Raw genomic sequence first — 25055 nt, 5'->3', positions numbered from 1 at the left:
CTCCGCGGCGGCGTCCAGCGCATGTGCTGCCGGCGACGGTCCGGTCGCGTAACGTCCGGCTCATGCCGAGCATGCCGAAGTCGCTCTTCTGGACCCGGACGGACACCGCGGGCGCCGAGCACGCCCTGCTCGACGACGGTCAGGGCCTGGCGGCCCGGGGGACGATGCTCGCCGTCGACCCGATCCCGTGGACCGCTCGCTACCAGCTCGCCACCGGGCCGGACTGGACGACCACCCGGCTCGACGTCGAGGTGGAGGGCGCGGGCTGGCTGCGCAGCGTACGCCTGGAACGCGCGGCCGACCGGTGGCGGGTGACCACCGCCGAGCAGGGTGACCTCGACGGGGCCCTGACGGCGGCGGGGTACGCCCCGGCGGGGCTGCCCGGCACCGACGACCCGGACCGGCTGGCCGACGCGCTCGACGTCGACCTCGGCGGCTCACCGCTGTTCAACGCGCTGCCGGTGCACCGGCTCGGGCTGGCGAACGCGCCGGCCGACAGCGGGCACCGGATCACCGTCGCCTGGGTGCTGGTGCCGAGCCTCGTGGTGGTCCCCGCCCAGCAGGACTACACGTCGCTCGGGCCGGGGCGCGTACGGTTCGCGAGCGACTCGTTCACCGCCGACATCGACCTGGACGCGGAGGGTTACGTGCTGCACTACCCGGGAGTCGGCCAGCGGGTCGGCCCACGCTGACCGGGCCGAGGAGCGCTCGCGGATGGCGTCGTGCCGGGCCCGTCCGACGACCCGTCGGGGCTCCCTCCGGGACCGCCCGGTCCGACCTCAGGCCGGCCAGCAGCCGCCGGCGAGGAAGCGCTCGATGACGGCGAGGTGCGGGGCCAGGTCGAGGCCCTGCGCCGCCACCCAGTCGTCGGAGTAGTACGTGTCGGCGTAGCGGTCGCCGGCGTCGCAGATGAGGGTGGCCACCGAGCCGGTCCGGCCGGCGGCGCGCATCTCGGCGATCAGCCCGAACGCGCCCCACAGGTTGGTGCCGGTCGACCCGCCCACCCGGCGACCGAGCACCGCCGAGCCGGCCCGCATCGCGGCCAGCGAGGCGGCGTCCGGCACCTGCACCATCCGGTCCACCACCGACGGCAGGAACGACGGCTCCACGACCGGCCGGCCGATCCCCTCGATCCGGGAGCCCAGGCCGGTGCGGACCGACCAGTCGGCGGCGCGGTACGCGGGGTAGAACGCCGAGTTCTCCGGGTCGACGACGCAGAGCCTCGTGGGCAGCCGGCGGTAGCGGGTGTAGCGGCCGATGGTCGCGCCGGTGCCGCCGGTGCCGGCCCCCACGACGATCCACTCGGGCACGGCGTGGCGTTCGTGGGAGAGCTGGGCGTAGATCGACTCGGCGATGTTGTTGTTGCCCCGCCAGTCGGTGGCCCGCTCGGCGTACGTGAACTGGTCCATGAAGTGCCCGCCGGTGTCGTCGGCGAGCCACCGGGCCTCCAGACACGCGCGGGCCGGGTCGTCGACGAGATGGCAGCGCCCGCCCTGGAACTCGATCTTGGCGATCTTCTCCGGCGAGGTCGAGGCCGGCATCACCGCGATGAACGGCAGGCCCAGCATCCGCGCGAAGTACGCCTCGGAGACCGCGGTCGAGCCCGAGGACGCCTCCACGATGGTGGTCCGCGGCCCGATCCAGCCGTTGCAGAGCCCGTAGAGGAAGAGCGAACGCGCCAGCCGGTGCTTGAGCGACCCGGTCGGGTGCACCGACTCGTCCTTGAGATAGAGGTCGATGCCCCACTCCCGGGGCAGCGGGAAGGGCAGCAGGTGGGTGTCGGCCGAGCGGTTGGCGTCCGCCTCGACGGCCGCGATCGCCTCGGTCACCCACGCGCGGCCGACCTCGTCACACCGGTCCAGCTGGGGCACGTCGGCAACGTATCAGGGGCCGGTGAGGTGGATCTATCCCTTCGGCCCACCGGAGGCGCCGGATCCACGCTCGTCCCGGCGACGCTGCCGGCGCTGCCCGGCCCGGCCGACCGCCCGGACCACCGGGGTCAGCCCGAGGGCGAGCCGGGGCGCCGCGTCCAGGAGCCGGACCTGCGCGCCGCGCCACCGGGGCAGCGTCACCACCGGGCGCGGTCGCCGGGCCAGCCGGACGGCGCGGGCGGCGACCCGCTCCGGGGTGAGCAGTGCCCCCGTGAACGACGCCAGGGCGCCCGGGTCGTCGAGCCGGTCGTGCAGCATGGGGGTCCAGATGCCGTCCGGACAGAGGCACGAGACGTGCAGGTCACGGTGGCCGGCCATCCGGAGGTCGGCCAGCGTGCCGAGGCTGAACGCGAGCAGGGCGTGCTTGCTGGCCGCGTAGACCGTCTCGCCGGGTGGCGCCACCAGCCCGGCGAGCGAGACGACGTTGAGCACGTGCCCACGCCCCCGGTACCGCATCACGGCCAGGGCGGCGAGCGTGCCGTTCATCGCGCCGTGCGCGTTGACGTCGAGCACCCGACGTCGGGTCGCCGCGTCCTGCTCCCAGGCGGGGCCGGTCACCAGGATCCCGGCGTTGTTCACCCAGAGCCCGAGACCGCCGCGACGCCGCGCCGCCTCGGCGGCCGCGTCCGCGCAGGCGGCCTCGTCGCGGACGTCCAGGGGTCGGGACCACCCGCCCAGGCCGGTCGCGGCGGCGGCCACCGCGTCCGCGTCGAGGTCGGTGAGGAGGACGGACCAGCCGTCGGCGTGCAGCGCCGCGGCGACGGCCCGCCCCAGGCCGCCCGCGGCCCCGGTCACGACGGCCGCGCCGGACGCTGGCGTGATCACCGGCGCACCGTACCGCCGCCGGTTCGACCGGCGCCAGGGGTGCGGAACCCGGCGGTCAGGCGGCGGGCGGGCCGACCGGCTGCGGCCGGTTCTCCCACTTCGTGGAGAGCGCGATGCCCGTGCGGGTCGAGGCGACCCCCGGGGTCCGGTTGAGCCGCACGATGAGCTGCTCCAGCTCCGCGATGGTGCCGACCCGGGCCTTGAGCAGGAACGACTCGACCCCGGCCATGAAGTAGCAGGACTCGATCTCGGGCATGGCCCGGAACGCCGCGAGGACGTCGTCGGTGTCGGCGCCGGAGTCCTCGACGATGCCGATCAGCGCGGTGACGCCGAGGCCGATCGCCTCCGGGGCCACCTCGGCCCGGTAGCCCCGCAGCACCCCACTGGCCTCGAGCTTGCCGACCCGCTCGTGCACCGCCGGTGCGGAGAGGCCCACCTGACGTGCCAGTTCGGCGTACGAGAGGCGGGCGTTGTTGCGCAGCAGCTCCACGAGGCTGAGGTCGATCGCGTCCACGGATGGTGACCCTAGCTCGTGTGGGCGTAACGCCGGGACTCGGGCATCCGTTGCATATGAGAGAAGACCACAGTTCTCGTACACGCCGTCAAGGGAGCCCGACGCCGGTACCATTGACTAACTTCCCACTCAGTGCGTTTTTCGCGTTTGGCGGACAGGCCAGGTCGCTGGTGCTGTAATTGCCATACGTCCCTCATGACGGCTCTGGGCTCGCACCGGCCGGGGGCAGTGTGTTCAGCCGGGGGCTTCGTCGACGCGAGGAGGGGGCTGTGGACACTGGAGATCGCCTGCTGACACCGGGTGAAGTCGCCGCGCTGTTTCGGGTAGACCCGAAGACTGTGACGAGATGGGCGGCGGCGGGTCGGATCGGCAGCATCCGGACTCCAGGCGGGCATCGCCGGTTTCGGGAATCCGAGGTGCGGGCCCTGCTTGAGGGGGAGGGCATGCTGGACGAGACCGATGATGCGGGCAAAGCGCGAAACGCCGGGCCAGCCGCCTCGACCGGCCCCGGTCCGGCGAACGCCGGGATGTACTGAAGTACGGATACGGAGGTCGACACGGGCCGGATGGCGGCGTCCGGTCCGCGTCCTCGACCGGGGCCCTCAGTCCCGAGCCGCGCCCAGTCGACCCGACCAGCGGCGGAACAGCGTGTGCGGCACGCCCAGCGCGTCCAGCACCTTTCCCGCGACGAAGTCGACCAGCTGTTGGGCGGACGCCGACGCACCGGCGCCGTAGAAGCCGGGGCTGGCGGGCAGCACGACCGCACCGGCGTCGTGCAACGCGATCAGGTGCTCCAGGTGGCTGCGCGTCACCGGCGTCTCCCGGGGCACCACGACCACGGGCCGCCGCTCCTTGAGGTTGACCTCCGCGGCCCGTTGCAGCAGGTCCTTGGAGAGGCCGATCGCGATGCCCGCGCACGCCGCGGTGCTCGCCGGCACGACCGCCATCCCGCGCACCCGGTACGAACCGCTGCTCGGCCCGGCGGCCAGATCGCCGGCCGGCCAGTGCCGCACGTCGGCACCGTCGAGGTCCCGGTCGAGCCAGCCGGCGAGGTCCTCGGCCCAGTGCCCGTCGCGGAACGGACGGCCGGTCTCGTCGAGCAGCGTGAGCCGGGCCGCCCGCGAGACGATCAGGTCCACCGACTCACCGGCGTCGAGCAGGCCGCGTACGACGGCCGCCGCGTACGGGGTGCCGGACGCGCCGGAGACACCGACCACCCATGGTTCGCGCATCTGGGCAGCCTGCCTGGTCAGGCCCGCAGGCCGAGCCGGACCACGAGGTCGAGCAGGGCGAACACGAACAGGGCGATACCGACGAACCCGTTGGCGGTGAAGAACGCCCGGTTGACCTTGCTGAGGTCGGTGGGGCTGACGACCAGGTGCTGGTACGCGAAGGCGATCGCGGTCAGCGCCAGGCCGATCCACCAGAGCCACCCGAAGCCGACGAGCGCGCCGAACCACAGGAACAGCGCGAACGTGACCACGTGCGCGACGGTCGAGGCGTGCAGCGCGAAGCGCAGGCCGTACCGGGCCGGGACGCTGTGCACCCCGATCCGCCGGTCGATCTCGATGTCCTGACAGGCGTAGATCAGGTCGAAGCCGCCGATCCAGAGCCCGACGGCCGCGCCGAGCAGCCAGGCCGGCCCGGAGCCGTCGAGCGTCCCGGTCACGCCCAGCCACGCGCCGACCGGCCCGACCGCCTGGGCGATCGCGAGGATCGCGTGCGGCCAGTTGGTGAACCGCTTGCCGTACGGGTAGACGACCAGCGGCACCACGGCGAGCGGGGCGAGCACCAGGCAGAGCGGGTTGAGCAGCGCGGCGGCGGCCAGGAAGACCACGAGTGCGACCACCGCGCCGGTCCAGGCCGTCCGCACGCTGACCGCCCCGGTGACCAGCTCCCGGCCGGCCGTACGCGGGTTCCGCGCGTCGATCCGGCGGTCCAGGATGCGGTTGGCCGCCATGGCGAACGTCCGCGCACCGACCATCGCGACCGTGATGAGCAGCAGGTCCAGCCAGCGCACGTGGCCACCGTTCACCTGCATCGCGGTGAACGCCGAGAGGTACGCGAAGGGCAGCGCGAAGACCGAGTGCTCGATGGTCACCAGGCGCAAGAAGGACTTCACCCGCCCCGGGCGCTCCACCGGCGCGTCGAGAACCGCCATCAGATCCCGTACTCCTTCCAGCGCTTGTCGACCAGCGACACCACCTCGGGCGACATCCGCATCTCCTCCGGCCAACCCCGGGTGTAGCCCTCCTCGGGCAGCTTGCGGGTCGCGTCGATGCCCGCCTTGCCGCCCCAGAACTGCTGGTACGACGAGTGGTCGAGGTGGTCGACCGGCCCCTCGGTGAGCAGCAGGTCCCGGGCGTAGTCGACGTTGCCGAAGGCGCGGAAGGCCACCTCGTTGTAGTCGTGCACGTCGCAGTCCTCGTCGACGATCACGATGAGCTTGGTGAGCGACATGAGGTGGGCACCCCAGATCGCGTTCATGACCTTCTGCGCGTGCTTCGGGTAGCGCTTGCGGATCGAGACGATCGCGCAGTTGTGGAAGACGCCGGCGGCCGGCAGGTCGTAGTCGACGATGTCCGGGATCAGCATCTTGAGCAGCGGCTGGAAGATCCGCTCGGTGGCCTTGCCGAGGCCGTGGTCCTCCTGCGGGGGCTTCGAGGTGATGATCGAGTGGTAGACCGGGTCGCGCTGCATGGTCATGGTCTCGACGTGCAGCACCGGGAACGGTTCGACCGGGGTGTAGAAGCCGGTGTGGTCGCCGAACGGGCCCTCGGGCAGCCGCTCGCCGGGCTCCAGGTAGCCCTCCAGCACCACCTGGGCGTGCGCCGGCACCTGGAGCGGCACGGTGAGGCAGTCCACCATCTCGACCCGCTCGCCGCGCAGGAAGCCCGCGAACAGGTACTCGTCGATGTCGCTGGGCAGCGGCGCGGAGGCCGCGTACGACACCACCGGGTCGCAGCCGATCGCCACCGCGACCGGCAGCCGCTGGCCGAGCCGCTCGGCCACCGCGTGGTGGGCGGTGGAGTCCTTGTGGATCTGCCAGTGCATGCCGAGGGTGTTGCGGGAGTGCTGCTGGAGCCGGTAGAGGCCGAGGTTGCGCTTGCCGGTCTCCGGGTGCTTGGTGTGGGTCAGCCCGAAGTTGTGGAAGACCCCGCCGTCGCCGGGCCACACCTGGAGGCCGGGCAGCCGGTTCAGGTCGACGTCGTCGCCGCGGTAGACCACCTGCTGGCAGGGCGCGGTCTTCACCCTGCGCGGTGGCAGGGACTTGAGCTGCATGACCTTGCCGAGCCCCTCGCGGATGCCCGACCAGCCGACCGGCAGCTCCGGCCTGATCATCTCGCCGATCCGGGCGCCGACCTCGTCGAGCGACTCGACCCCGAGCGCCATGGCCATCCGCTTCTCCGTGCCGAAGAGGTTGATGGCGACCGGCATCTCGCCCCGGGTCGGCCGTTCGAAGAGCAGCGCCGGGCCTCCCGCGCGGACGGTGCGGGTGACGATCTCGCTGATCTCCAGGGTCGGATCGACCGGAACGCTCACCCGCCGCAACTCGCCCGCGCGCTCCAGCGCCGCGAGGAAGTCCTTGAGGTCGGTGTACGGGAAGCCACGAGCCGCCATACCCGCCAGTCTCCCCCACCGCCACCCGGGCCCGACCGTCCGGGTGGGGGTGCGCGCCCCGCCGCGCCCCACCGTGTTGGTCGACGGGTTTGCGGGACGAATCGGATGCCGGTTCCCGCCGACCTCTTGATCGACGTCGACCTCCGGCCCGGGTCGGGGCGTGAGGTGGACCACAGGGGGTGGTCGGTGGCCTGGATCTGTCGGTGGCGGGCGGCAGTATCCGTGGGCCGTCCGCCCAGGCCGAGGAGGTCGCGATGCCCCGCCGCACGTCCGTGAGGATGAACGCCGTCGAGCACGGCACGGGTGTTCCCGTGCTGGCCCTGCACGGTTGGACGCCGGATCACCGGCTGATGCTCGGCTGCCTGGAACCGGTCTTCGCCGGGCTCCCCGGCTACCGGCGGCTGTACCCGGACCTGCCCGGCATGGGCGCGTCGCCGGCACCGCCCGAGATCGCCAGCTCGGACGACGTGCTCGACGCCGTGCAGGACCTCGTCGAGGACCGGATCGGCGACGAGCCCTTCCTGCTCGTCGGTGAGTCCTATGGTGGCTACCTCGCCCGGGCCCTCGCCCGCTCCCGTCCGGATCAGGTGCGGGGCCTGGCGCTGATCTGCCCCATCGGCACCGCCGTGGAGAACGCGGAGCGCCGGGTGCCGCAGCCGCGGGTGCTGCGTCCGGACCCGGCCCTGCTCGCGGCGACCGACCCACGCACGGCCGCGGAGTTCGCGGAGATGGCCGTCGTGCAGACCCCGGAGACGTTGCGCCGCTTCCGCGACGAGATCCTCGTCGGCCTCGAGGTCGCGGACGCCCCGGCGATGGCCCGGATCCGCCGGCGGTGGACGCTCGCGACGGACCCGGAGAGCGGGGAGCCGTTCGCGCGACCGACGCTGATCCTCACCGGCCGCCAGGATCACTCCACCGGCTACCTCGACCAGTTCGCGCTGCTGCCGCACTACCCGCGGGCGACGTTCGCGGTGCTGGACCTCGCCGGCCACAACCTTCAGATCGAGCAGCCGGTGCTGTTCGACGCGCTGCTGCGGGAGTGGGTCGACCGGGTCGCCGCCGAGAGCTGACCGCCCGTCAGGCCGCCGGCTCCCAGGCGTACGCGGCCACGGGCGGGTCGAGCGGGGCACGGGTGAGCCGGTTGGCGAAGGTGGAGATGGTGTACGCCCCGACGCCGAGCACCACGTCGAGGGCGTGCCGGGGCCGGAAGCCGGCGGTGAGGAAGGCGGCCAGGTCCTCCTCCGGCACCGCGCCCCGCCGGTCGAGCACGGCGAGCGTGAAGCGGCGCAGCGCCTCCAGCCGGTCGTCGGGCAGGGGTGTGCCGGCGCGCAGCGCGGCGATCAGCGCGGGGTCCGCCCGGTGCCGGTTCAGGGCCGCGGTGTGCATGGCGACGCAGAGGTGGCACTCGTTGCGCGTCGCCACCGTGAGCACGACCACCTCCCGCTCGACGGCGTCGAGCGCGCAGCGCTCGAAGATGGCGTTCACCGCGAGGAACCCGGTGAGCAGCTCCGGGGACTCGGCCATGAGGCCGACGGCGGCGGGCAGGTGGCCGAACGCGCGCTGTATCCCCTCGATGGCGGCGCGGGCGGCGGCGGGGGCGGTCTCGGCGGTGTGGGGCGTGAAGACGGGCACGGCGGGTCCTCTCCGGGTGGGCGAGGTGATGGGGCGGGACCGGCGGTGACGTACGATCGTCAACGTGGTTGACGAAATAGTAAACGTGGTTGTCGGACATGGCAACGGCTGATCCCGAGCGGCCCGGCTTCCTGCTGCCCCTGCTGCTGCTGGCCGGCTTCCGCACGCTCATCGACGAGCTGCACGCCGAGCTGACCCGGCAGGGGCATCCCGAGCTGCGGCCCCTGCACGGCTTCGTGCTCCAGGCCGTCGGCCCGAACGGCACCACCGCCACCGAGCTGGGACAGCGGCTGGGCGTCTCCAAGCAGGCGGCCGGCAAGACCGTGGACCGGCTGGTCGCCCTGGGCTACCTGGAGCGCGCCGACGACCCCCACGACGCGCGCCGAAAGCTCGTCCGGATGACCGGGCGGGGGCGCGACGGGCTGCGCCGCTCAGCGGTGATCTTCGAACGGCTCCGCCGTCGGTGGGTGGACACGCTCGGCGCGGAGCGGGTCGCCGCCATCGAGGACGACCTCCGCGCGGTGACCCCCGCCGACCTGTTCCGCCTCGACGTGCCCGGCTGGTTCGGCGCCTGACCCCGACTCGCGCCGCGCGCCGCGCGGATCGGCCTGGCCGACGTGCCCGAGGTGGCCTACCAGGTCACCCCGCGGGTCGACGAGCTGCCCACCCGACGCCGGGCGTCAGCTGAGGCCGCCGTACGAGTGCAGGCCCGTGAAGAAGATGTTCACGCCGAACAGGTTCATGAGCATGGTGAGGAAGCCGAGCACGGCGATCCAGGTCGCCACGTTCCGCTTCACGCTCGGGGTGGCCCGGGCGTGCAGGTAACCGGCGTACACCACCCAGGAGATGAACGCCCAGGTCTCCTTCGGGTCCCAGCCCCACGGCCGGCCCCAGGCGGCCTCCGCCCAGATCGCCCCGGCGATCACCGCGAAGGTGAAGATCGGGAACGCGAAGGCGTGCAGCACGAAGGTCAGCCGCTCCAGCGCGGCGGCCGCGGGCAGCCGCTTCGCCAGCGTGTACGGGAAGCTGCGCTTGCCCTCCTCGTAGCCGCGCCGCATCAGGAACGCGATCGCCGGCACCACGCCGAGCAGGAAGATGCCGGAGCTGAACACGATCGTCGAGACGTGGATGATGAACCAGTACGAGTTCAGGGCCGGCACGAGCGGCACCACCGGCACGTAGAGCACCAGCTCCGCGGTCGCCACCAGCAGCACCATCACGAGGGTGAGGAAGAGACCGAGCCGGCGCAGCGAAGGCCGCTTGGCGAGCACCACGAGCCACGCCGACACCCCGATGAAGGTGACCGTGAGCACGAACTCGTACATGTTGCCCCACGGCATCCGGTCGGCCGCGAGGCCGCGGGTGACCAGCGCGGCGAGGTGCAGTAGGGCGGCGACCGCGGTGACCACCACGGCGATCCGGCCGGCCAACCGTGCCCGGCCGGCGGCGCGCTCGTCCGCGACCGTCAACGGCGGCGCCGTCTCGGTCGGCGGCTCGACCACGCCGCCCGGGCCACCGACACCGGCGCCCACCAGCTCGCGGGCCGGCCGCACCGCGGCGACCCGGCGCCGGTCGTTGCCGAGGGCGTACTCGACGGCGTGGCTGATCATCGCGACCAGGTAGGCGAGGATCGCGAACGTCACCAGCTGGTCGGAGAGTGCGGACATCAGTCGGTCCCTTCCCGCGTCCCGGCCCGGTCGCTGCCGTCGCGATCCGTGCCGACCCGATCATCCGGCCGCCCGTCACCGCTCACGGCGGCGACGAGTTGCGCGAACTCGTCGGCGAACCCTGGATAGTCGGTGCGCGGCAACCCACCGGCCTCGACCAAACTACTACCGCTCGTCGGACTTCCGCTCGCGGGGTCCGCATCTCCGGGCGTCGTCACCCGGAAGAAGACGCGCCGCCGGCGGCCGAACAGCGACCCCATCAGCCCGGCGAGCAGGAACCCGCAGCTCACCAGCAGCAGGCCCGAGCCGGGGTCGTGCCGCACCGAGAGCGTCACGTACCGCTTGGTGCCGAGGAACTCGACGGTGGTGCCGTCGTCCAGCTTCCACGACTCGCCCGGCCTGAGCACCTTGTCGCCGATTTGCTTCACCTTGCCGGTACGGATCTGCCGCTCGTCCAGCTCGTAGACCGATCCGGGGATGCCGGCGTCGAGGCCCAGGTTCCCCCGGTAGGCGACGAGATTGAGCGCCGGGTTGCGCTCGGCCGGATACTGCGAGCGCACGTACGGCGGGGCTTCCGGCGCCGTCGGCAGGTAGAGCCCCGTGAAGGCGACCTGGAGGTTCGAGTCCCGCCGGCCGGTCTTCGGGTCGACGTTCGCGTCCGGGAACGCGGCCAGTCCCTCGCCCGTGAGGCCGGCGTCGCCCGTGGTGAGGAAGGGCTCGTCGCTGACCTGGCTCTTGCCGTAGCGGTCGGTGTAGCGGATGACCGGCGCGTACCCGTGGCCGAGCAGGTAGACGTTGGCGCCGTCCAGCCGCAGCGGCGAGTTCACCGAGAAGTCCGCGCTGCGTGGAGCCCTGCCCGGCTCCTCGACGGTCACCGTGGCGTTGAAGTGGTCCGGCTGCCCCGACTCGAGGAACCGGGCCTCGAACCGGTCCAGGACCAGGCAGAACCCCGGCAGGTGGGCGCTGTCCACCCGCGGGCCCAGCTTCGCCTCCGCGTACTGCTGGCGGGTGTTGCAGAAGGCGTTGTCCTCGCCGGCGACCAGCAGCCGGTTGCCGCTCCAGCCGTACCAGTGACCGAGCGCCACACCGGCCAGCACCACGACCATGGAGATGTGGAAGACCAGGTTGCCGGTCTCCTTGAGGTAGCCCTTCTCGGCCGAGACCTCGTTGCCGCGCACCGCGACCCGCCAGCGGCGCCGGCGCAGCGCCTCGGCGATCGCCGACACGCCTCCCTCGGGAAGCGCCAGCACGGCGTGCTGGGGCAGCCGGTCCAGCCGCTTCGGGGCGGCCGGCGGCGTCGACCGCAGCGCCCGGACGTGGTCGCGCAGCCGGGGCGTGATGCAGCCGATCAGCGACGTGAAGAGCAGCAGGTAGATCGCGGAGAACCAGACCGAACCGAAGACCTCGAAGGCGCCGATCCGGTCGAGCCGGGGCGCCAGGTCGGGGTGCTCGGTGAAGTACTCGTTGACCTTCTCCGGGCTGATGTTCCGCTGCGGCAGCACCGAGCCCGGGATGGCCGCGACCGCGAGCAGGAAGAGCAGGACCAGCGCAGTACGCATGCTGGTGAGCTGCCGCCACGAGTTGCGCAACAGCGCCACGAGCCGGTTGGGGCGGCGGCGCGGCGCCTCGGCCGGGGTGGTGGGCCGCTCGTCCACGACGGTCATCAGATGCTCACCTCACCCACCCCGAAGGTGGTCTGCAGCCAGATCACGACGTTCGTCCATCCGCCGCTGACCAGCGCGAGGCCGATCAGGATCAGCAGGGCGCCGCCGACGCGGGTGACCCAGCGGCTGTTGCGGCGGATGGCGCGGAAGACCCCGAGCAGGCGCTGGAAGCCCAGCCCGAAGACGACGAACGGTACCCCCAGCCCGAGGCAGTACGCCACGGCGAGCACCACCGCCCGGTCGATCTGCCCGCTCACCGTGGCCATGCCGGTCACGGCGGCCAGCGTGGGGCCGACACAGGGCACCCAGCTCAGCGCGAAGACCGCGCCGAAGACCGGCGCCCCGAGCAGGCCGGCGGCCGGCAGCCGGTGGATCCGGAACTCGCGCTGCATGCCCGGCACCAGGCCGACGAAGGCCAACCCCAGCACGATGATCAGCGAGCCGATCACGATCTCCAGCGTCCGCTCGTACGTGAAGAAGACCTTCCCCACGCTGGCGAAGAGGATCGCGGTCGCGGTGAAGACCACCGTGAAACCGGCGATGAAGAGCAGCGTCCCGGCGAGCACCCGGCCCTTGACCGCGGCGGCCGCCGTGCGCGTGGCCCGCCGCCGTACCGCGACCGCCACCCCACCGCCGGCCGCGTCCGTCGCGGCCGCCGGCTCCGGCCGCGCCCGGCCCTCCAGGTCGGCGCCGGCCAGGCCGGTGACGTACGAGAGGTAGCCGGGGACCAGCGGGAGCACGCACGGGGACAGGAAGCTCACGAGGCCGGCGAGGGCCGCCGCGCCGATGGCCAGCAGCAGCGGGCCGGAGAGGGCGACCTGCCGGAATGTCTCGCCCATCAGCGTGCACCGGACTGCTCGGCGGCGATCCGCTCGACGATGGGTTGCAGGCCCTCCTGCCGTACGGCGGCCCGGATCACCACGGCGATCCGGCCCTCCCGGTCGAGCACCACCGTCGACGGGATCGTGTTCGGCGGGATGTCCAGGGCGAGCGCCAGCCGGCTGGGCGGGTCGAAGATGCTCGGGTAGGTGACCCGGCCCTCCTCGAACGCGAGCGCCTTGTCCTTGCTGTCCTGCACGTTGATGCCGAGGAACGTGACGCCCGAGCCCTTTGTCGCCTGGTACGTGGCCTCCAGATCGTCCGCCTCCGCCCGGCAGGGCGCGCACCACGAACCCCAGAAGTTGAGGACGACCACCTGCCCGCGGGCCTGCGAGACGTCGTAGTTGCCGCCGGTCAGCAGCTCACCGGCGATCTTCGGCGGCGCGGACCGCTGGTCGGGAGCGCACTCGATCACGCCCTCCGGGGTGGTCGCGCACGTCTTCTCCTGGCTCTTCGACGTGCAACCCGCCAGCGCCACCGCGGCGACGGTGGCGAGCAGGCCGGCGGTCCACCTCCCGGCGCGCATCATCAGGCTCCCTTGGCCGTCCTGGCCGTCGGCGACATGGCGACGAGGTGGGCGGCGGGCTCGGTGTAGCCGATGCCGACCACCTTCGCCCCGTCGAAGTGGAACGAGGTCAGGCTCGCCAGGGAGCACTGGCGCCGGCGCGGGTCGTGCCAGAGCCGCTTGCGCTCGACGTACCGGCGCAGCGTCCAGATCGGCAGCTGGTGCGAGACCAGCACCGCCTCGCGGCCCTCCGCCGCGACCCGGGCGGCGTGCAGCGCCGCGAACATCCGCTCGGCGATGGCCCGGTAGGCCTCGCCCCAGGACGGGGTGACCGGGTCGCGCAGCACCCACCAGTTGCGCGGGTCACGGAACGAGCCGTCCCCCGGGGAGACCCGCTTGCCCTCGAACCAGTTGGCGCTCTCGATGAGCCGCTCGTCCACCCCGACCGGCAGCCCGAACTGCGCGGCGATCGGCTCGGCGGTCTGCTGCGCCCGCTCCAGCGGGCTGGCCACGACGTGCACCACGTCCCGGTCGGCGAGCCCCTGCGCGGCGGCCTTGGCCATCTGCACACCCAGCTCGGAGAGGCGGAAACCCGGCAGCCGCCCGTAGAGGATCTTGTCGGGGTTGTGCACCTCGCCGTGCCGGAGCACGTGAACGACCGTCTTGCTCACCGCGTCTACCCCCCGTGACCCGCCGCTGCCGCTGCCCGCGCCGCCGACGGCAGGGCCGCGGCGATCTGCTCACACGCGGCGTCGTCCAGCGCCGCCGAGACGAACCAGGACTCGAACGCGCTCGGCGGCAGGTAGACCCCGGCGGCGAGCATCGAGTGGAAGAACGCCTTGAACGCCGGCACGTGCTGCGTCCGCGCGCTGTCGTAGTCGACCACGTCGGCGTCGGTGAAGAAGATCGAGAACATGTTGCCCGCGTACGACAGCCGGTGCGGGACGCCCGCGGCGGCCAGCTCGTCGGAGGCGAGCTTGCCCACCACGGCGGCCGTCTCGTCCAGCTTGCGGTAGAGCGCCTCGTCGGCCAGCCGCAGGGTCGCCAGACCCGCGGCGCAGGCCAGCGGGTTACCGGAGAGCGTGCCGGCCTGGTAGACCGGACCGGCCGGGGCGAGCCGGGCCATGACCTCCGCACGGCCGCCGAAGGCCGCGGCCGGCAGGCCACCACCCATGACCTTGCCGTACGTCCACAGGTCGGCGTCCGAGGGGTCGAGGCCGTGCCAGCCGGAGCGGGACACCCGGAACCCGGTCATCACCTCGTCGACGATGAGCAGCGCGCCGTGCGCGTGCGCGATCCGGGCCAGCTCCTGGTTGAAGCCGTCCCGCGGCGCCACCACGCCCATGTTGCCGGCGGCCGCCTCGGTGATGATCGCGGCGATGTGCTGCCCCTCGGCGGCGAACGCCTCCTCCACCGCCCGCAGGTCGTTGTACGGCAGCACGATCGTCTCGCTCGCCGCCGCGCCCGTGACGCCGGGCGAGTCGGGCAAACCGAGGGTGGCCACACCCGAGCCGGCGGCGGCGAGAAGGGCGTCCACGTGCCCGTGGTAGCAACCGGCAAACTTCACGATCTTGGAACGGCCGGTGAAGCCGCGAGCCAGCCGGATCGCCGACATGGTGGCCTCGGTGCCGGAGTTGACCAACCGCACCTGCTCGACCGGGGTGCGGTCGACGATCTCGGCGGCCAGCTCCACCTCACCCGGCGTCGGGGTGCCGAAGCTGGTGCCCCGCGCGGCGGCGGCCTGCACGGCGGCGACCACCTCGGGGTGGGCGTGGCCGAGGATCAACGGCCCCCACGAGCAGACGAGATCGACGTACCGCCGGTCGTCGGCGTCGTAGAGCCAGGGACCCTCCCCCCGGACCATGAATCGCGGGGTGCCGCCGACCGCGCGGAAGGCGCGGACGGGCGAGTTCACCCCGCCCGGCACGATGGTGCGGGCGCGGTCGAACAGGGCCTCGGAGGCCGGCGCGTCGGCCGGGTAACGGCCGGATCCGGCGGAAACGGTATCGGTCACGATGCCGCCATTGTGTCAGCGCCGACGGGAGAACCGGCAGCCACCCCGGCCTGGGGTTACCGGGCTCACCCGCCGGTGGCGGGGCCGGCCGGGCTCCTCGGTCGCGGAAGCCGCGCTCTCGACACGGGGGCTGCGCTCCCCGGCGCGGGGCGCTGCGCTCCTCGACGGGCCGGGTCGGACAGATCGCGTTAGGCTGACCCGGTGGATCGTGCCGAACTGTCCATCACCGTACGCCGGGCCGGCGACGAGGCGGTGCTGCGCCTGGCCGGCGAGATCGACATGCTCACGGCAGCCCAGCTCTCCACCGTCGTGAACGAGGTGCTCACCGATCCGCCCGCCCGGATCGTGCTCGACCTGGCCGGGGTCACCTTCTGCGACTCGCAGGGCCTGGGCACGCTCGTCGTGCTCAGCCGCAAGGCGAGCCACTCCCAGAGCCTGCTGGTCCTGACCAACGTGGGCGATTTCCTGCTCCGCGTCCTGGACATCACGGGCCTCCGCTCGGCCCTGATGATCCGCAACGACCAGCCCGCGGGCTGACCCCGCGACTCGCGCCGGCCCGGTTCAGGCCAGGTTGCCCCAGCGGGCCTGTTCGAGGAGTTCGACGGCGCGGTCGCGGCCGTCCGGGTCGTCGCCGCGGAGCAGGGCCGTCGCCTCGTCGACGGCGTCGGTCAGCATCCGCCACTGCGCCTCCCGCTCGCGCACCAGGTCGGACTGGGCGGCGAGCTGGCGGGTCTTGACCCACAGCTCCACGAAGACGGAGACCTTGGCGCGCAGCACCCACGGGTCGAAGGGCTTGGTCAGGTAGTCGACGGCACCCACCGCGTACCCGCGCAGGGCCAGCTGGGCGTCCCGGTCGGCCGCGGTGAGGAAGATGATCGGCACGTGCCGGGTCCGCTCCCGGCGCTTGATGTGGCTGGCCGTCTCGAAACCGTCCATGTCCGGCATCTGGGCGTCGAGCAGGATCACCGCGAAGTCGTCCACCAACAGTTGCTTGAGCGCCGCCTCGCCGCTCTCCACCGCAACCGACTGGACCGGCAGGCCCTGGAGGATCGCCTCCAGGGCCATCAGGTTCTCCCGGCGGTCGTCGACGAGCAGCGCCTTGGCCATCTGGGTCACGAGTTCTCCTCGGTCCGGCTGCCGCTGATCCAGGACGACATGAGTTCGATCAACTCGTCCAGGTCGACCGGCTTGGTGATGTAGTCGCTGCCCCCGGCAGCGAGCGCGGACTCCCGGTCACCCGGCATCGCCTTCGCGGTCAGGAAGACGATGGGCAGGTCCGCGAAGCGGTGGTTGCGGCGGATCTGGCGCGTGGTCTCGTATCCGTCCTGGTCCGGCATCATGGCGTCCATCAGCACGATGTCCACCTCCGGGTGCTCGGCGAGCAGGCGGACGCCGTCCGCCCCGTTGTCCGAGTACAACACGGTCATCCCGTGCAGTTCCAACGCGCTGGTCAGGGCGAACACGTTCCGGACGTCGTCGTCGACGATCAGCACGGTCGCGCCGTCGAGCTGCCGGCTGGTCGGGCCGGTCGCCGGCTCGGGCACCTCCAGCGGCGGCATGAGCAGGGACGACGGCAGCCCGGCCCGGGCCGGCGACGGCGGCAGCGGGGCGACCACGGCGTCCGGCGCCAGCACGTCCGGGACGAACAGCGTGAAGGTGGAACCCTGCCCCGGCGCGGACGCCACGGTGATCGTGCCGCCGAGCAGCCGGGCCAGGTCACGGCTGATCGACAGACCGAGGCCCGTCCCGCCGTAGCGGCGGCTGGTCGTCCCGTCCGCCTGCTGAAACGCCTCGAAGATGATCGACAGCTTGTCGTCCGAGATGCCGATGCCCGTGTCGATCACCGTGAACGCGATCACCTGCTGGGCGTTGGTCAGCGTCGGCACGTCGAAGACCGCGCTCTCGGCCGCCGGGGCGATCCGCAGCGTGACAGCGCCGTTGTCGGTGAACTTCACCGCGTTGGAGAGCAGGTTGCGCAGGATCTGCTGCAACCGCTGGGCATCGGTGACCAGGGACGGCGGCAGGTCCCTGCTCACCCGCACCTGGAAGTCCAGGCCCTTCTCCTCGGCCTGCGGGGCGAACGCCTGCTCGACGTAGCCGCGGATCTCGGCGAACCGCACCTCGGTCGGCTCCACGTCCATCCGGCCCGCCTCGATCTTGGACAGGTCCAGGATGTCGTCGATCAGCGAGAGCAGGTCGGAGCCGGCGCTGTGGATGGTCCGCGCGAACTCGATCTGCTTCGGGGTGAGGTTCTGCTCCGAGTTCTCGGCCAGCAGCCGGGCCAGCAGGAGCAGCGAGTTCAGCGGCGTACGCAGCTCGTGGCTCATGTTGGCGAGGAACTCCGACTTGTACGCCGACGCCCGCGTGAGCTGCTGCGCCTTCTCCTCCAGGCCCAGCCGGGCCAGCTCGATCTCCCGGTTCTTGGTCTCGATGTTGCCCTTCTGCTCGGAGAGCAGGGTGGCCTTCTCCTCCAGCTCGGCGTTGGTCCGCTGCAGCTCCGCCGACTGCTCCTGGAGCTCGTGCGCCAGCCGCTGCGACTGGGCCAGCAGCTCCTCCGTACGCCGGTTGGCCTGGATGGTGTTGACCGCGATGCCGATGGTGAGCACCAGCCGCTCCAGGAACGACAGGTGCAGCTCGGAGAACGGGACCACGCTGGCGAACTCGATGACGCCGAGCAGCTCCCCCTCGAAGAGCACGGGAAGCACGACGAGGTCGGCCGGGGGCGTGCTGGCCAGGCCCGACCGGAGCGTCAGCGACGAGTCCGGGGCGGCGCTGACCCGGATGGTCCGGCGGGAGAGCGCCGCCTGGCCGACCAACCCCTCGCCGGGGCCGAAGGTGACGTCGTGCCCGCGGGCCACGTAGCCGTAGGAGGCGGTGAGCCGCAGCCGCATGCTGCCCTCGGAGTTGTCCACCAGGAAGAACGCGCCGAGCTGCGCGTCGACGAGCGGGGTCACCTCCACCATGATCATCCGGCAGACCTCGCCGAGGTCGCGCTGGCCCTGGAGGAGACCGCTGATCCGGGCGAGGTTGGAGTCCAGCCAGCCCTGCTCGGCGTTCTTCTTCGTCGTCTCCCGGAGGGTGACGATCATCTGGTTGATGTTGTCCTTCAGCTCGGCGATCTCGCCCTGTGCCTGGACGTTGATCCGCTGGGTCAGGTCGCCGCGGGTGACGGACGTGGAGACCTGGGCGATCGCGCGCAGCTGGGTGGTCAGGGTGGAGGCGAGCTGGTTGACGTTCTCGGTGAGGTCGCGCCAGGTGCCGGAGACGCCCTTCACCTGCGCCTGACCACCGAGCTGCCCCTCGATGCCGACCTCCCGGCCAACCCGGGTCACCTCGTCGGCGAACGACGACAGCTGGTCGACCATCGTGTTGATGGTGTTCTTCAGTTCGAGGATCTCGCCCTGCGCGTCGACCGTGATCTTCTGCGACAGGTCACCCTTGGCGACGGCCGTGGTGACCGAGGCGATGTTGCGCACCTGCGCCGTCAGGTTCGACGCCATCGAGTTCACGTTGTCGGTCAGGTCCCGCCAGGTGCCGGAGACGCCCTTCACCTGCGCCTGACCGCCCAGCTTGCCCTCGGTGCCCACCTCGCGGGCCACCCGGGTCACCTCGTCGGCGAAGGACGACAGCTGGTCCACCATCGTGTTGACCGTCGACTTCAGCTCCAGGATCTCGCCCTGCGCATCGACCGTGATCTTCTGCGACAGGTCGCCCTTCGCCACCGCCGTGGAGACCTGCGCGATGTTGCGCACCTGTGCCGTCAGGTTCGACGCCATCGAGTTCACGTTGTCGGTCAGGTCCCGCCAGGTGCCGGCGACGCCGCGCACCTGGGCCTGACCGCCGAGCTTGCCCTCGGTGCCCACCTCGCGGGCCACCCGGGTCACCTCGTCCGCGAACGACGACAGCTGGTCCACCATCGTGTTGACCGTCGACTTCAGCTCCAGGATCTCGCCCCGGGCGTCCACGGTGATCTTCTGCGACAGGTCACCCTTGGCGACGGCCGTGGTGACCGAGGCGATGTTCCGCACCTGGCTGGTCAGGTTCGACGCCATCGAGTTCACGTTGTCCGTCAGGTCCCGCCAGGTGCCGGAGACCCCCTTCACCTGCGCCTGACCGCCCAGCTTGCCCTCCGTGCCCACCTCGCGGGCCACCCGGGTCACCTCGTCCGCGAACGACGACAGCTGGTCCACCATCGTGTTCACGGTGTTCTTCAGCTCCAGGATCTCGCCCTGCGCGTCGACCGTGATCTTCTGCGACAGGTCGCCCTTCGCCACGGCCGTCGACACCTGCGAGATGTTCCGCACCTGCGCGGTCAGGTTGCCGGCGAGCTGGTTCACGTTCTCCGTGAGGTCCCGCCAGGTGCCGGAGACGCCGCGCACCTGGGCCTGACCGCCCAGCTTCCCCTCGATGCCCACCTCGCGGGCCACCCGGGTCACCTCGTCCGCGAACGACGACAGCTGGTCCACCATCGTGTTCACGGTGTTCTTCAGCTCCAGGATCTCGCCCTGGGCCGCGACGGTGATCTTCTGCGACAGGTCACCGCGGGCCACCGCGGTGGAGACCTGCGCGATGTTCCGCACCTGCGCCGTGAGGTTCGACGCCATCGAGTTGACGCTGTCCGTCAGGTCCTTCCAGGTGCCGGCGACGTTCGGCACGTCCGCCTGACCGCCCAGCTTCCCCTCGGTGCCCACCTCGCGGGCCACCCGGGTCACCTGCTCGGCGAAGAGCCGCAGCGTGTCGGTGAGGGAGTTCATCGTGTCGGCCAGCTCGGCGACCTCGCCCCGCGCCCCGACGGTGATCTTCTGCGACAGGTCGCCCTTGGCCACGGCCCGGGCGACCTGGGAGATCGACCGCACCTGGCCGGTCAGGTTCGACGCCATGGTGTTCACCGAGTCGGTGAGGTCCTTCCAGGTGCCGGCGACGCCCCGGACGTCGGCCTGGCCGCCCAGCTTGCCCTCGGTGCCCACCTCGCGGGCCACCCGGGTCACCTCGTCCGCGAACGACGACAGCTGGTCCACCATCGTGTTCACCGTGCGCCCGATGCGCAGGTACTCACCGCGCAGCGGCCGGCCGTCGATCTCCAGCGCCATGTGCTGGGAGAGGTCGCCGTCGGCGACGGCGACGATCACGCGGGCGATCTCGGTGGTCGGCCGGCCCAGATCGTCGATGAGCGAGTTGACCGCCCGGTGCCCCTCGGCCCAGGAGCCGTCCAGCCCCTCCTCGTCCAGCCGCTCGGTGAGCCGGCCGTCCCGGCCGACGACCCGGCTGATCCGGCGCAGGTCGAGGTACTGCCGTTCCTGGAGCGAGACCACCTCGTTGAAGGCGTCGGCGACCGCCCCGGCCCGACCGGCGCGCCGGGGCAACCGCACCTTCAGGTCGCCGCGGCGCACCCGCCGCAACGCCTCGGTCAGTTCATCGAGGAGTGCCTCGTTGTCGGGCGCGGAGGGATCCGCCACCGACTGCTTCACCGTGGTCATTCTTCCTCGTCTCCGCTCGGGGGGCACCGGCTCGCGCCGGGATGCCGGCCACCTCATATTGTGCCCGCGAGCCCGCCGTTGCCCAGGCTCCGCGCACACGCGCCACGCCTCACCGGTCCCGTTCGGCGGCCCGTTCCGCCAGCGGGTTGGCACCCGCGCCGGTTGCGGTGGAGGATATGCGGGTGTCGGCGGAGACGAGGCCCGCGGCGGCCGGGGGCCCGGACGGGCACCTCCGGCGCGTCCGCCTACCCGCTGACCGGCGTACGCCCGCGGCCGCCCGTGCGCTCGTCCGGTCCGTGCTGGCCGAGGCGCGGCTGGACGAACTGCTCAACGAGGCGCTCCTGCTCACCACCGAGCTCACCACCAACGCGGTGGAGCACGCGGGCACGGACCTGGACATCGAGGTCGTCGCGGACGATGTCGGGCTGACCGTCACCGTCTCCGACTTCGCGTCCGGGCCCGTCGACGAACTGATCGTCGGCGTACGGAACGAGGCCGACGAAATCGCCGAGGTCGCCGAGCGCGGGCGCGGCCTGCTCCTCGTCGACCACTTCGCCAGCCGCTGGGGCACCACCTACCTGCCGAGCGGCAAGGGTGTGTGGTTCCGGCTGGACCGGCACGGGGCGACCACGGCCGGGCCGGGGGCGACGGCCGCCGCCCGCGACACGCCGGGCGCCACGGGAGGCGGCGACGCCGCGCCCGGTGCCAGCTCCGCGCCGAGCGCCGCCGCGGTGAGCGAGCTGATGCAGATCGGCCCCGACCCGTACGCCGAGGATCCGCTGCCCGACCTCGCCACCGGCCTGCTGACCCGGCTGGCCGAGATGGTGGGCGCGGCCGGCGGGCTGATCCGGCTGGACCGGGGCGACGGCACGGGCCCGCAGATCCTGGCCCGCTACGGCCGGCAGCCCCGCTCCGGCAACGAACTGCTCCGGGTGCCCCTGACCGTGCACCGCCCGTACACCGGCGAGCTGGAGCTGGACGCCGCGCCGTCGGCGTACGCCCGGCCGCTGGCCGTGCTCGCGGCCGAGCGGCTCTCCCTGCACCTGGAGAACGACCGGCTCCGCCGGGCGGACGTCCGGCGGCAGGCCTGGCTGACGTTCCTCGCCGAGGCGAGCGAGCTGCTCGCCCAGTCGCTCGACGTCGAGCTGACCATGGCGCTCATCCCGCAGCTGGTGGTGCCCCGCCTCGGCCAGTGGTGCGCGGTGCACACCACCGACGAGTGGGGCCGGCTCCGGCTCGCGGCGGCGAGCCACGCCGACGAGTCGGTCCTGCCGCAGCTGCACAAGGTGCTCGCCGAGACCGGCCCCGACTCGGTCCAGGCCCGCCTGCGGGAGGCGTCGCGCAGCGCCGCGCAGGTGCCGCTCGGCGGGCCGATGGAGGGCTTCGCCGTCCCCCTGATCGCGCGCGGCCAGCGGCTGGGCACGCTGGCCGTCGGGCGGCACCAGCGGCACCGGCACGACCCGGACGAGGTCGCGGTGCTCGAGGACGTGGCGCGCCGGGCCGCGCTGGCGATCGAGAACGCGCGGATCCACGCCGAGCGCCGCCGCGTGGCGCAGACGCTCCAGCAGTCGCTGCTGCCTCCGGTGCTGCCCGTCGTCGAGGGCATCGGCTTCGCCGCCGAGTACGTCCCGACGGGTGGCGACGCCGACGTCGGCGGCGACTTCTACGACGTGATGCCGTTGCCCGACGGGCGCTGGCTGGTGGTGATCGGGGATGTCTCCGGCAAGGGGGTGCAGGCGGCCGCGGTCACCGGGCTGGTCCGCGACGTGATCCGGGTGCTCGTCGGCGACGGCAAGCCGCTGCCCGAGGTGCTGACCCGGCTCAACGAGACGCTGGTGGAGCGGGGCAGCGGCCGGTACTGCACGTTGGCGCTGGCGGCGGTCGGCCCGGGCGACGGCGACCGCCTGGACGTGTCCCTGCACCTCGCCGGGCACGACCGGCCACTGCTGCTGCGCGGCCGGGGCGGCGGCGCGTTCGTCGGCACCGGGGGCACGGCGCTCGGCCTGCTCGACGCCATCACCACGCCCACCGCGCAGGTGCCTCTCGCTCCGGGCGACGCGTTGGTCTTCTACACCGACGGGGTGACCGAGCGGCGGCGCGGGCGGGAACTCTTCGGCTCCGACCGGCTCCGCGAGGCGGCCACCCCGCTGGCCGGCTACTCGGCCGACGTGGTCGCCGCGCGGCTGCGCTCCACGGCGCTCAACTTCTCGGTCGAGGCACCCCGCGACGACATCGCGATCCTGGTGCTGCGCAACGACGCCGCCTGAGGTCGGAGCGGCGGGCGGCCGCCGCCGCCCGCAGCACATCGACCACGGCGAGCCGGGCCGGTAGGTTGAGCGAATGTCGACCGCTGTGGATGCCGTCGCCGGAGCGCCCCGCCTGGTGCGTACGGTGCTGGTCACCCAGTTCGCCGTGATCGCCGCCTTCGTGGCGGTGACCACGCTCTACGTCGGCCGGATGCTGACCGCGGGGGTCGGACCGGCCGAGATGGCGACCGGGGCGTACGACCCGAAGGACCTCGTGCCGTTCGGCATGGACGGCGCGAATCCCTTCTTCTGGCTCTACGCCGTCGTCTCGGTCCTCTACCTGATGGGCGTCGTGCTCACCGCGCCGATGGCGGTCTACGCCGTGGCGGTGGCCGCTCGGGATGTCGACCGCCTCTCCCGCCGGAGGCGGACCCTGCTGCTGGTGGGTGCCGGCATCGCCGTGCTCCTCCTGCTGGCCCGGTTCACCCCGGTCGCCGCCGACATGCACCGCTGGTGGCTCGACTGAGCGGGCCCAGCCGTCCCTGACCGCTCCCGCCGGGGGGCGCCGAAGCCGTCGACGAGGATCCGGCCGCGGCGCAAGCGGCGTCGTCGCCCGGCGGGCGACGGGGTTCACCCGCCGCCGGGAAGGCGGCCCGGGGCGAGCCGGTGGTGCGGATCAAGGTGGGCCTTGGCCGCGCGCAGCCGGGGCAGGCCGGTCAACTCGCCCCACAGGTCGACCTCCCGGCGCACCGTCGCGGGCGCGGAGAGGACCACGCACCGGCCCCGACGGGCCAGCAGCACGCCACGGACGGCGGCCAGGATCGAGGCGACCCGGTCGGCGGGCAGTGACCCGGGCAGGGCGGCGTGCACCACGCCCAGGCCGGCGGAGCCGCGCAGCGGCAGCGGGGCTCCGGCCGCGTCACGCAGCGCGTAGACGGCCGCGTGCAGGTCGGTGATCGGGACCTCGATGCGGAGCGCGGTGTCGCCCGGGGCGAACGGGTAGCGCCGCCACCACGTCGGCGGCGAGTGGGTGACGGTCGCCTCCCCGTCGAGAAGCGACACGAGGCGCTCGGCGCGTTCGACGGCATCGGCGGGACCGCCCTCGAGCAGCACCACGAGACTGCCGGCCCGGGACGGGACGCCGGCCCGCCCGGCCATCGACGGATGGCGCGCCCGGGCCCACGCCGCCGGGTCATCCGCACGCAACGGGCGTCGTTGCCGGGGCAGGGCGGGGAGGTCCAGCTCGATCGCGGCCGGGTCGAGCCGCGCGGCGAGGACCGTCCGCACCAGGTCGTGCACCTCCAGCGGCGTCCACACGGGACGAGAGACCCACAACCGGCTGGCCGGCGCGGGCTGCACCCGCAGCGTGGCGGAGACCAGGACGCCGAGCGCGCCCTGCGAGCCGCAGAGCAGCCGGGCCAGATCCAGCCCGGGCGCCCCGCCGCCGGCGCTGACCAGTTCGCCCTCGGCGGTCAGGTAACGGAGGCCGACGAGTTGGTCGCAGGGGGCGCCGTGCCGGTGCCGCAACGGACCGGCCTCGCCCGCGGCGAGCACCCCGCCCACGGTGGCTCCCGGCGAGGGCGCGTCGACGGCGAGTCGCTGCCCGGTGCGCTCCAACGTGGCCTGCACGGCGCGCAGCGGTGTGCCGGCGCCGACCTCGGCCACCGCGGCGCCGACGGGCTGGTGGCCGATCCCGGCCAGCCGGCCGGTGTCGAGCAGGATGTCGACCTGCTCGGGCGCCGCACCCCAATCGATCTTCGTGCCGGCGCCGCGGGGCACGACCGTGAGGTCGTGCCGGGCGGCGAGCCGGAGCACCTCGGCCGCCGCCTGCGGGCTGCCGGGGACGGCGACCCAGCGGGCGGCGCGGCCGGCCACCTCGTCGGCGGGCCCGGCGAACCGCGCGAAGGGCGGGCCGCAGATCTCCGTCAACCGTTGCGTGATCTCGAGGGCCCCTGGTCGATCGGTGGAACGCGCTGCTGCCGCCATGCCGGCCATCGTACACATGTTCGAAAGCGGCGGGAGCGGATTCGCCGACCCCACCTCCGCCCGGAGCACGGCGGAGGTGGGGGCCGGGGCGGGC

23 protein-coding genes are annotated in these 25055 nt (G+C 72.9%); 7 read left to right on the top strand and 16 right to left on the bottom strand.

What is annotated here, in order from left to right:
• The first annotated feature begins 62 nt into the window (after window positions 1-62).
• Window positions 63-692 (top strand): putative glycolipid-binding domain-containing protein, encoded by a 630-nt coding sequence (locus tag SM573_RS14300; protein WP_474612658.1) that lies wholly within the window; start codon window positions 63-65, stop codon window positions 690-692.
• A gap of 87 nt (window positions 693-779) precedes the next feature.
• On the opposite strand, the gene cds1 is transcribed toward SM573_RS14300, so the two are convergent.
• Genes cds1 through SM573_RS14285 form a run of 3 tightly spaced genes read right to left on the bottom strand, consistent with a single transcriptional unit; the run spans window position 780 to window position 3270 of the window.
• Window positions 780-1871 carry an L-cysteine desulfhydrase Cds1 gene (cds1, locus tag SM573_RS14295; RefSeq protein ID WP_474612657.1) on the bottom strand — a complete coding sequence of 364 codons (1092 nt, stop codon included), beginning with the start codon at window positions 1869-1871 and terminating at the stop codon, window positions 780-782.
• Window positions 1872-1904: 33 nt separating this feature from the next.
• Window positions 1905-2756: an SDR family NAD(P)-dependent oxidoreductase gene (locus tag SM573_RS14290; RefSeq protein WP_474616271.1), complete on the bottom strand. Its 852-nt coding sequence runs from the start codon at window positions 2754-2756 to the stop codon at window positions 1905-1907.
• A gap of 55 nt (window positions 2757-2811) precedes the next feature.
• Window positions 2812-3270 carry an Lrp/AsnC family transcriptional regulator gene (locus tag SM573_RS14285; protein ID WP_474612655.1) on the bottom strand — a complete coding sequence of 153 codons (459 nt, stop codon included), beginning with the start codon at window positions 3268-3270 and terminating at the stop codon, window positions 2812-2814.
• Window positions 3271-3539: 269 nt separating this feature from the next.
• Between SM573_RS14285 and SM573_RS14280 the strand changes: the two genes are divergently transcribed.
• Entirely contained in the window at window positions 3540-3806 is a 267-nt protein-coding gene (locus SM573_RS14280; RefSeq protein ID WP_474612654.1) for a BldC family transcriptional regulator, read from the top strand.
• A gap of 66 nt (window positions 3807-3872) precedes the next feature.
• Here the strand turns inward: SM573_RS14280 and SM573_RS14275 are convergent, their stop codons facing one another.
• The 3 genes from SM573_RS14275 to SM573_RS14265 are packed head-to-tail and all read right to left on the bottom strand — an operon-like array spanning window position 3873 to window position 6891.
• On the bottom strand, window positions 3873-4502 hold the full coding sequence (locus SM573_RS14275) for a UbiX family flavin prenyltransferase (RefSeq protein WP_474612653.1): 630 nt from the start codon (window positions 4500-4502) through the stop codon (window positions 3873-3875).
• Between the two features lie 17 nt (window positions 4503-4519).
• Complete coding sequence (gene mqnP, locus SM573_RS14270; protein WP_474612652.1) at window positions 4520-5431, bottom strand: menaquinone biosynthesis prenyltransferase MqnP; 912 nt, start codon at window positions 5429-5431, stop codon at window positions 4520-4522.
• A complete protein-coding gene (locus SM573_RS14265) occupies window positions 5431-6891 on the bottom strand; it encodes a menaquinone biosynthesis decarboxylase (protein ID WP_474616270.1) in 1461 nt (486 codons plus the stop codon). The genes mqnP and SM573_RS14265 overlap by 1 nt, the downstream gene beginning before the upstream one ends.
• 254 nt (window positions 6892-7145) lie before the next feature.
• On the opposite strand from SM573_RS14265, the gene SM573_RS14260 reads away from it, so the two are divergent.
• Window positions 7146-7961: an alpha/beta fold hydrolase gene (locus SM573_RS14260; RefSeq protein WP_474616269.1), complete on the top strand. Its 816-nt coding sequence runs from the start codon at window positions 7146-7148 to the stop codon at window positions 7959-7961.
• Between the two features lie 7 nt (window positions 7962-7968).
• Here SM573_RS14260 and SM573_RS14255 read toward each other — a convergent pair whose 3' ends face one another.
• On the bottom strand, window positions 7969-8523 hold the full coding sequence (locus tag SM573_RS14255) for a carboxymuconolactone decarboxylase family protein (RefSeq protein WP_474616268.1): 555 nt from the start codon (window positions 8521-8523) through the stop codon (window positions 7969-7971).
• Between the two features lie 98 nt (window positions 8524-8621).
• On the opposite strand from SM573_RS14255, the gene SM573_RS14250 reads away from it, so the two are divergent.
• A complete protein-coding gene (locus tag SM573_RS14250; protein WP_474616267.1) occupies window positions 8622-9098 on the top strand; it encodes a MarR family winged helix-turn-helix transcriptional regulator in 477 nt (158 codons plus the stop codon).
• Between the two features lie 105 nt (window positions 9099-9203).
• On the opposite strand, the gene ccsB is transcribed toward SM573_RS14250, so the two are convergent.
• From ccsB to hemL, 6 genes are read right to left on the bottom strand one after another with little or no spacing between them, the layout of a single operon-like run.
• A complete protein-coding gene (gene ccsB / locus SM573_RS14245; protein WP_474616266.1) occupies window positions 9204-10190 on the bottom strand; it encodes a c-type cytochrome biogenesis protein CcsB in 987 nt (328 codons plus the stop codon).
• Window positions 10190-11854 carry a cytochrome c biogenesis protein ResB gene (gene resB / locus SM573_RS14240; protein WP_474612646.1) on the bottom strand — a complete coding sequence of 555 codons (1665 nt, stop codon included), beginning with the start codon at window positions 11852-11854 and terminating at the stop codon, window positions 10190-10192. Before resB ends, ccsB begins: the two co-directional genes overlap by 1 nt.
• Window positions 11854-12693 carry a cytochrome c biogenesis CcdA family protein gene (locus SM573_RS14235; protein WP_474612645.1) on the bottom strand — a complete coding sequence of 280 codons (840 nt, stop codon included), beginning with the start codon at window positions 12691-12693 and terminating at the stop codon, window positions 11854-11856. The genes resB and SM573_RS14235 overlap by 1 nt, the downstream gene beginning before the upstream one ends.
• Window positions 12693-13259 carry a TlpA family protein disulfide reductase gene (locus tag SM573_RS14230; protein ID WP_474612644.1) on the bottom strand — a complete coding sequence of 189 codons (567 nt, stop codon included), beginning with the start codon at window positions 13257-13259 and terminating at the stop codon, window positions 12693-12695. The genes SM573_RS14235 and SM573_RS14230 overlap by 1 nt, the downstream gene beginning before the upstream one ends.
• 2 nt (window positions 13260-13261) lie before the next feature.
• A complete protein-coding gene (locus tag SM573_RS14225) occupies window positions 13262-13909 on the bottom strand; it encodes a histidine phosphatase family protein (RefSeq protein ID WP_474612643.1) in 648 nt (215 codons plus the stop codon).
• Between the two features lie 5 nt (window positions 13910-13914).
• Complete coding sequence (hemL, locus tag SM573_RS14220) at window positions 13915-15252, bottom strand: glutamate-1-semialdehyde 2,1-aminomutase (RefSeq protein ID WP_474616265.1); 1338 nt, start codon at window positions 15250-15252, stop codon at window positions 13915-13917.
• Between the two features lie 201 nt (window positions 15253-15453).
• On the opposite strand from hemL, the gene SM573_RS14215 reads away from it, so the two are divergent.
• Entirely contained in the window at window positions 15454-15789 is a 336-nt protein-coding gene (locus SM573_RS14215) for an STAS domain-containing protein (RefSeq protein ID WP_474612641.1), read from the top strand.
• Between the two features lie 24 nt (window positions 15790-15813).
• Here the strand turns inward: SM573_RS14215 and SM573_RS14210 are convergent, their stop codons facing one another.
• Entirely contained in the window at window positions 15814-16368 is a 555-nt protein-coding gene (locus tag SM573_RS14210) for a response regulator (protein WP_474612640.1), read from the bottom strand.
• Window positions 16365-20729, bottom strand: a complete 4365-nt coding sequence (locus SM573_RS14205; protein ID WP_474616264.1) for a HAMP domain-containing protein — start codon at window positions 20727-20729, stop codon at window positions 16365-16367. The genes SM573_RS14210 and SM573_RS14205 overlap by 4 nt, the downstream gene beginning before the upstream one ends.
• Window positions 20730-20911: 182 nt before the next feature.
• Here SM573_RS14205 and SM573_RS14200 point away from each other — a divergent pair, with 182 nt between their 5' ends.
• Window positions 20912-22996 carry a SpoIIE family protein phosphatase gene (locus tag SM573_RS14200; protein WP_474616263.1) on the top strand — a complete coding sequence of 695 codons (2085 nt, stop codon included), beginning with the start codon at window positions 20912-20914 and terminating at the stop codon, window positions 22994-22996.
• Window positions 22997-23069: 73 nt separating this feature from the next.
• On the top strand, window positions 23070-23501 hold the full coding sequence (locus SM573_RS14195) for a hypothetical protein (protein WP_474616262.1): 432 nt from the start codon (window positions 23070-23072) through the stop codon (window positions 23499-23501).
• 104 nt (window positions 23502-23605) lie between these two features.
• On the opposite strand, the gene SM573_RS14190 is transcribed toward SM573_RS14195, so the two are convergent.
• Window positions 23606-24961, bottom strand: a complete 1356-nt coding sequence (locus tag SM573_RS14190) for an FAD-binding oxidoreductase (RefSeq protein WP_474616261.1) — start codon at window positions 24959-24961, stop codon at window positions 23606-23608.
• Window positions 24962-25055 lie beyond the last annotated feature (94 nt).

It is taken from the genome of Micromonospora xinjiangensis (assembly GCF_056150165.1).
This window is presented reverse-complemented; position numbering and strand designations above follow the sequence as displayed.

Bases quoted from the DNA above. Each gene is read 5' to 3' on its own strand.
- ccsB (WP_474616266.1), bottom strand. From the start codon at position 10,190: ATGTCCGCACTCTCCGACCAGCTGGTGACGTTCGCGATCCTCGCCTAC.
- SM573_RS14195 (WP_474616262.1), top strand. From the start codon at position 23,070: ATGTCGACCGCTGTGGATGCCGTCGCCGGAGCGCCCCGCCTGGTGCGT.
- mqnP (WP_474612652.1), bottom strand. From the start codon at position 5,431: ATGGCGGTTCTCGACGCGCCGGTGGAGCGCCCGGGGCGGGTGAAGTCC.
- resB (WP_474612646.1), bottom strand. From the start codon at position 11,854: ATGACCGTCGTGGACGAGCGGCCCACCACCCCGGCCGAGGCGCCGCGC.
- SM573_RS14265 (WP_474616270.1), bottom strand. From the start codon at position 6,891: ATGGCGGCTCGTGGCTTCCCGTACACCGACCTCAAGGACTTCCTCGCG.
- SM573_RS14190 (WP_474616261.1), bottom strand. From the start codon at position 24,961: ATGGCGGCAGCAGCGCGTTCCACCGATCGACCAGGGGCCCTCGAGATC.
- SM573_RS14250 (WP_474616267.1), top strand. From the start codon at position 8,622: ATGGCAACGGCTGATCCCGAGCGGCCCGGCTTCCTGCTGCCCCTGCTG.
- SM573_RS14230 (WP_474612644.1), bottom strand. From the start codon at position 13,259: ATGCGCGCCGGGAGGTGGACCGCCGGCCTGCTCGCCACCGTCGCCGCG.
- SM573_RS14260 (WP_474616269.1), top strand. From the start codon at position 7,146: ATGCCCCGCCGCACGTCCGTGAGGATGAACGCCGTCGAGCACGGCACG.
- SM573_RS14275 (WP_474612653.1), bottom strand. From the start codon at position 4,502: ATGCGCGAACCATGGGTGGTCGGTGTCTCCGGCGCGTCCGGCACCCCG.
- SM573_RS14300 (WP_474612658.1), top strand. From the start codon at position 63: ATGCCGAGCATGCCGAAGTCGCTCTTCTGGACCCGGACGGACACCGCG.
- SM573_RS14235 (WP_474612645.1), bottom strand. From the start codon at position 12,693: ATGGGCGAGACATTCCGGCAGGTCGCCCTCTCCGGCCCGCTGCTGCTG.
- SM573_RS14205 (WP_474616264.1), bottom strand. From the start codon at position 20,729: ATGACCACGGTGAAGCAGTCGGTGGCGGATCCCTCCGCGCCCGACAAC.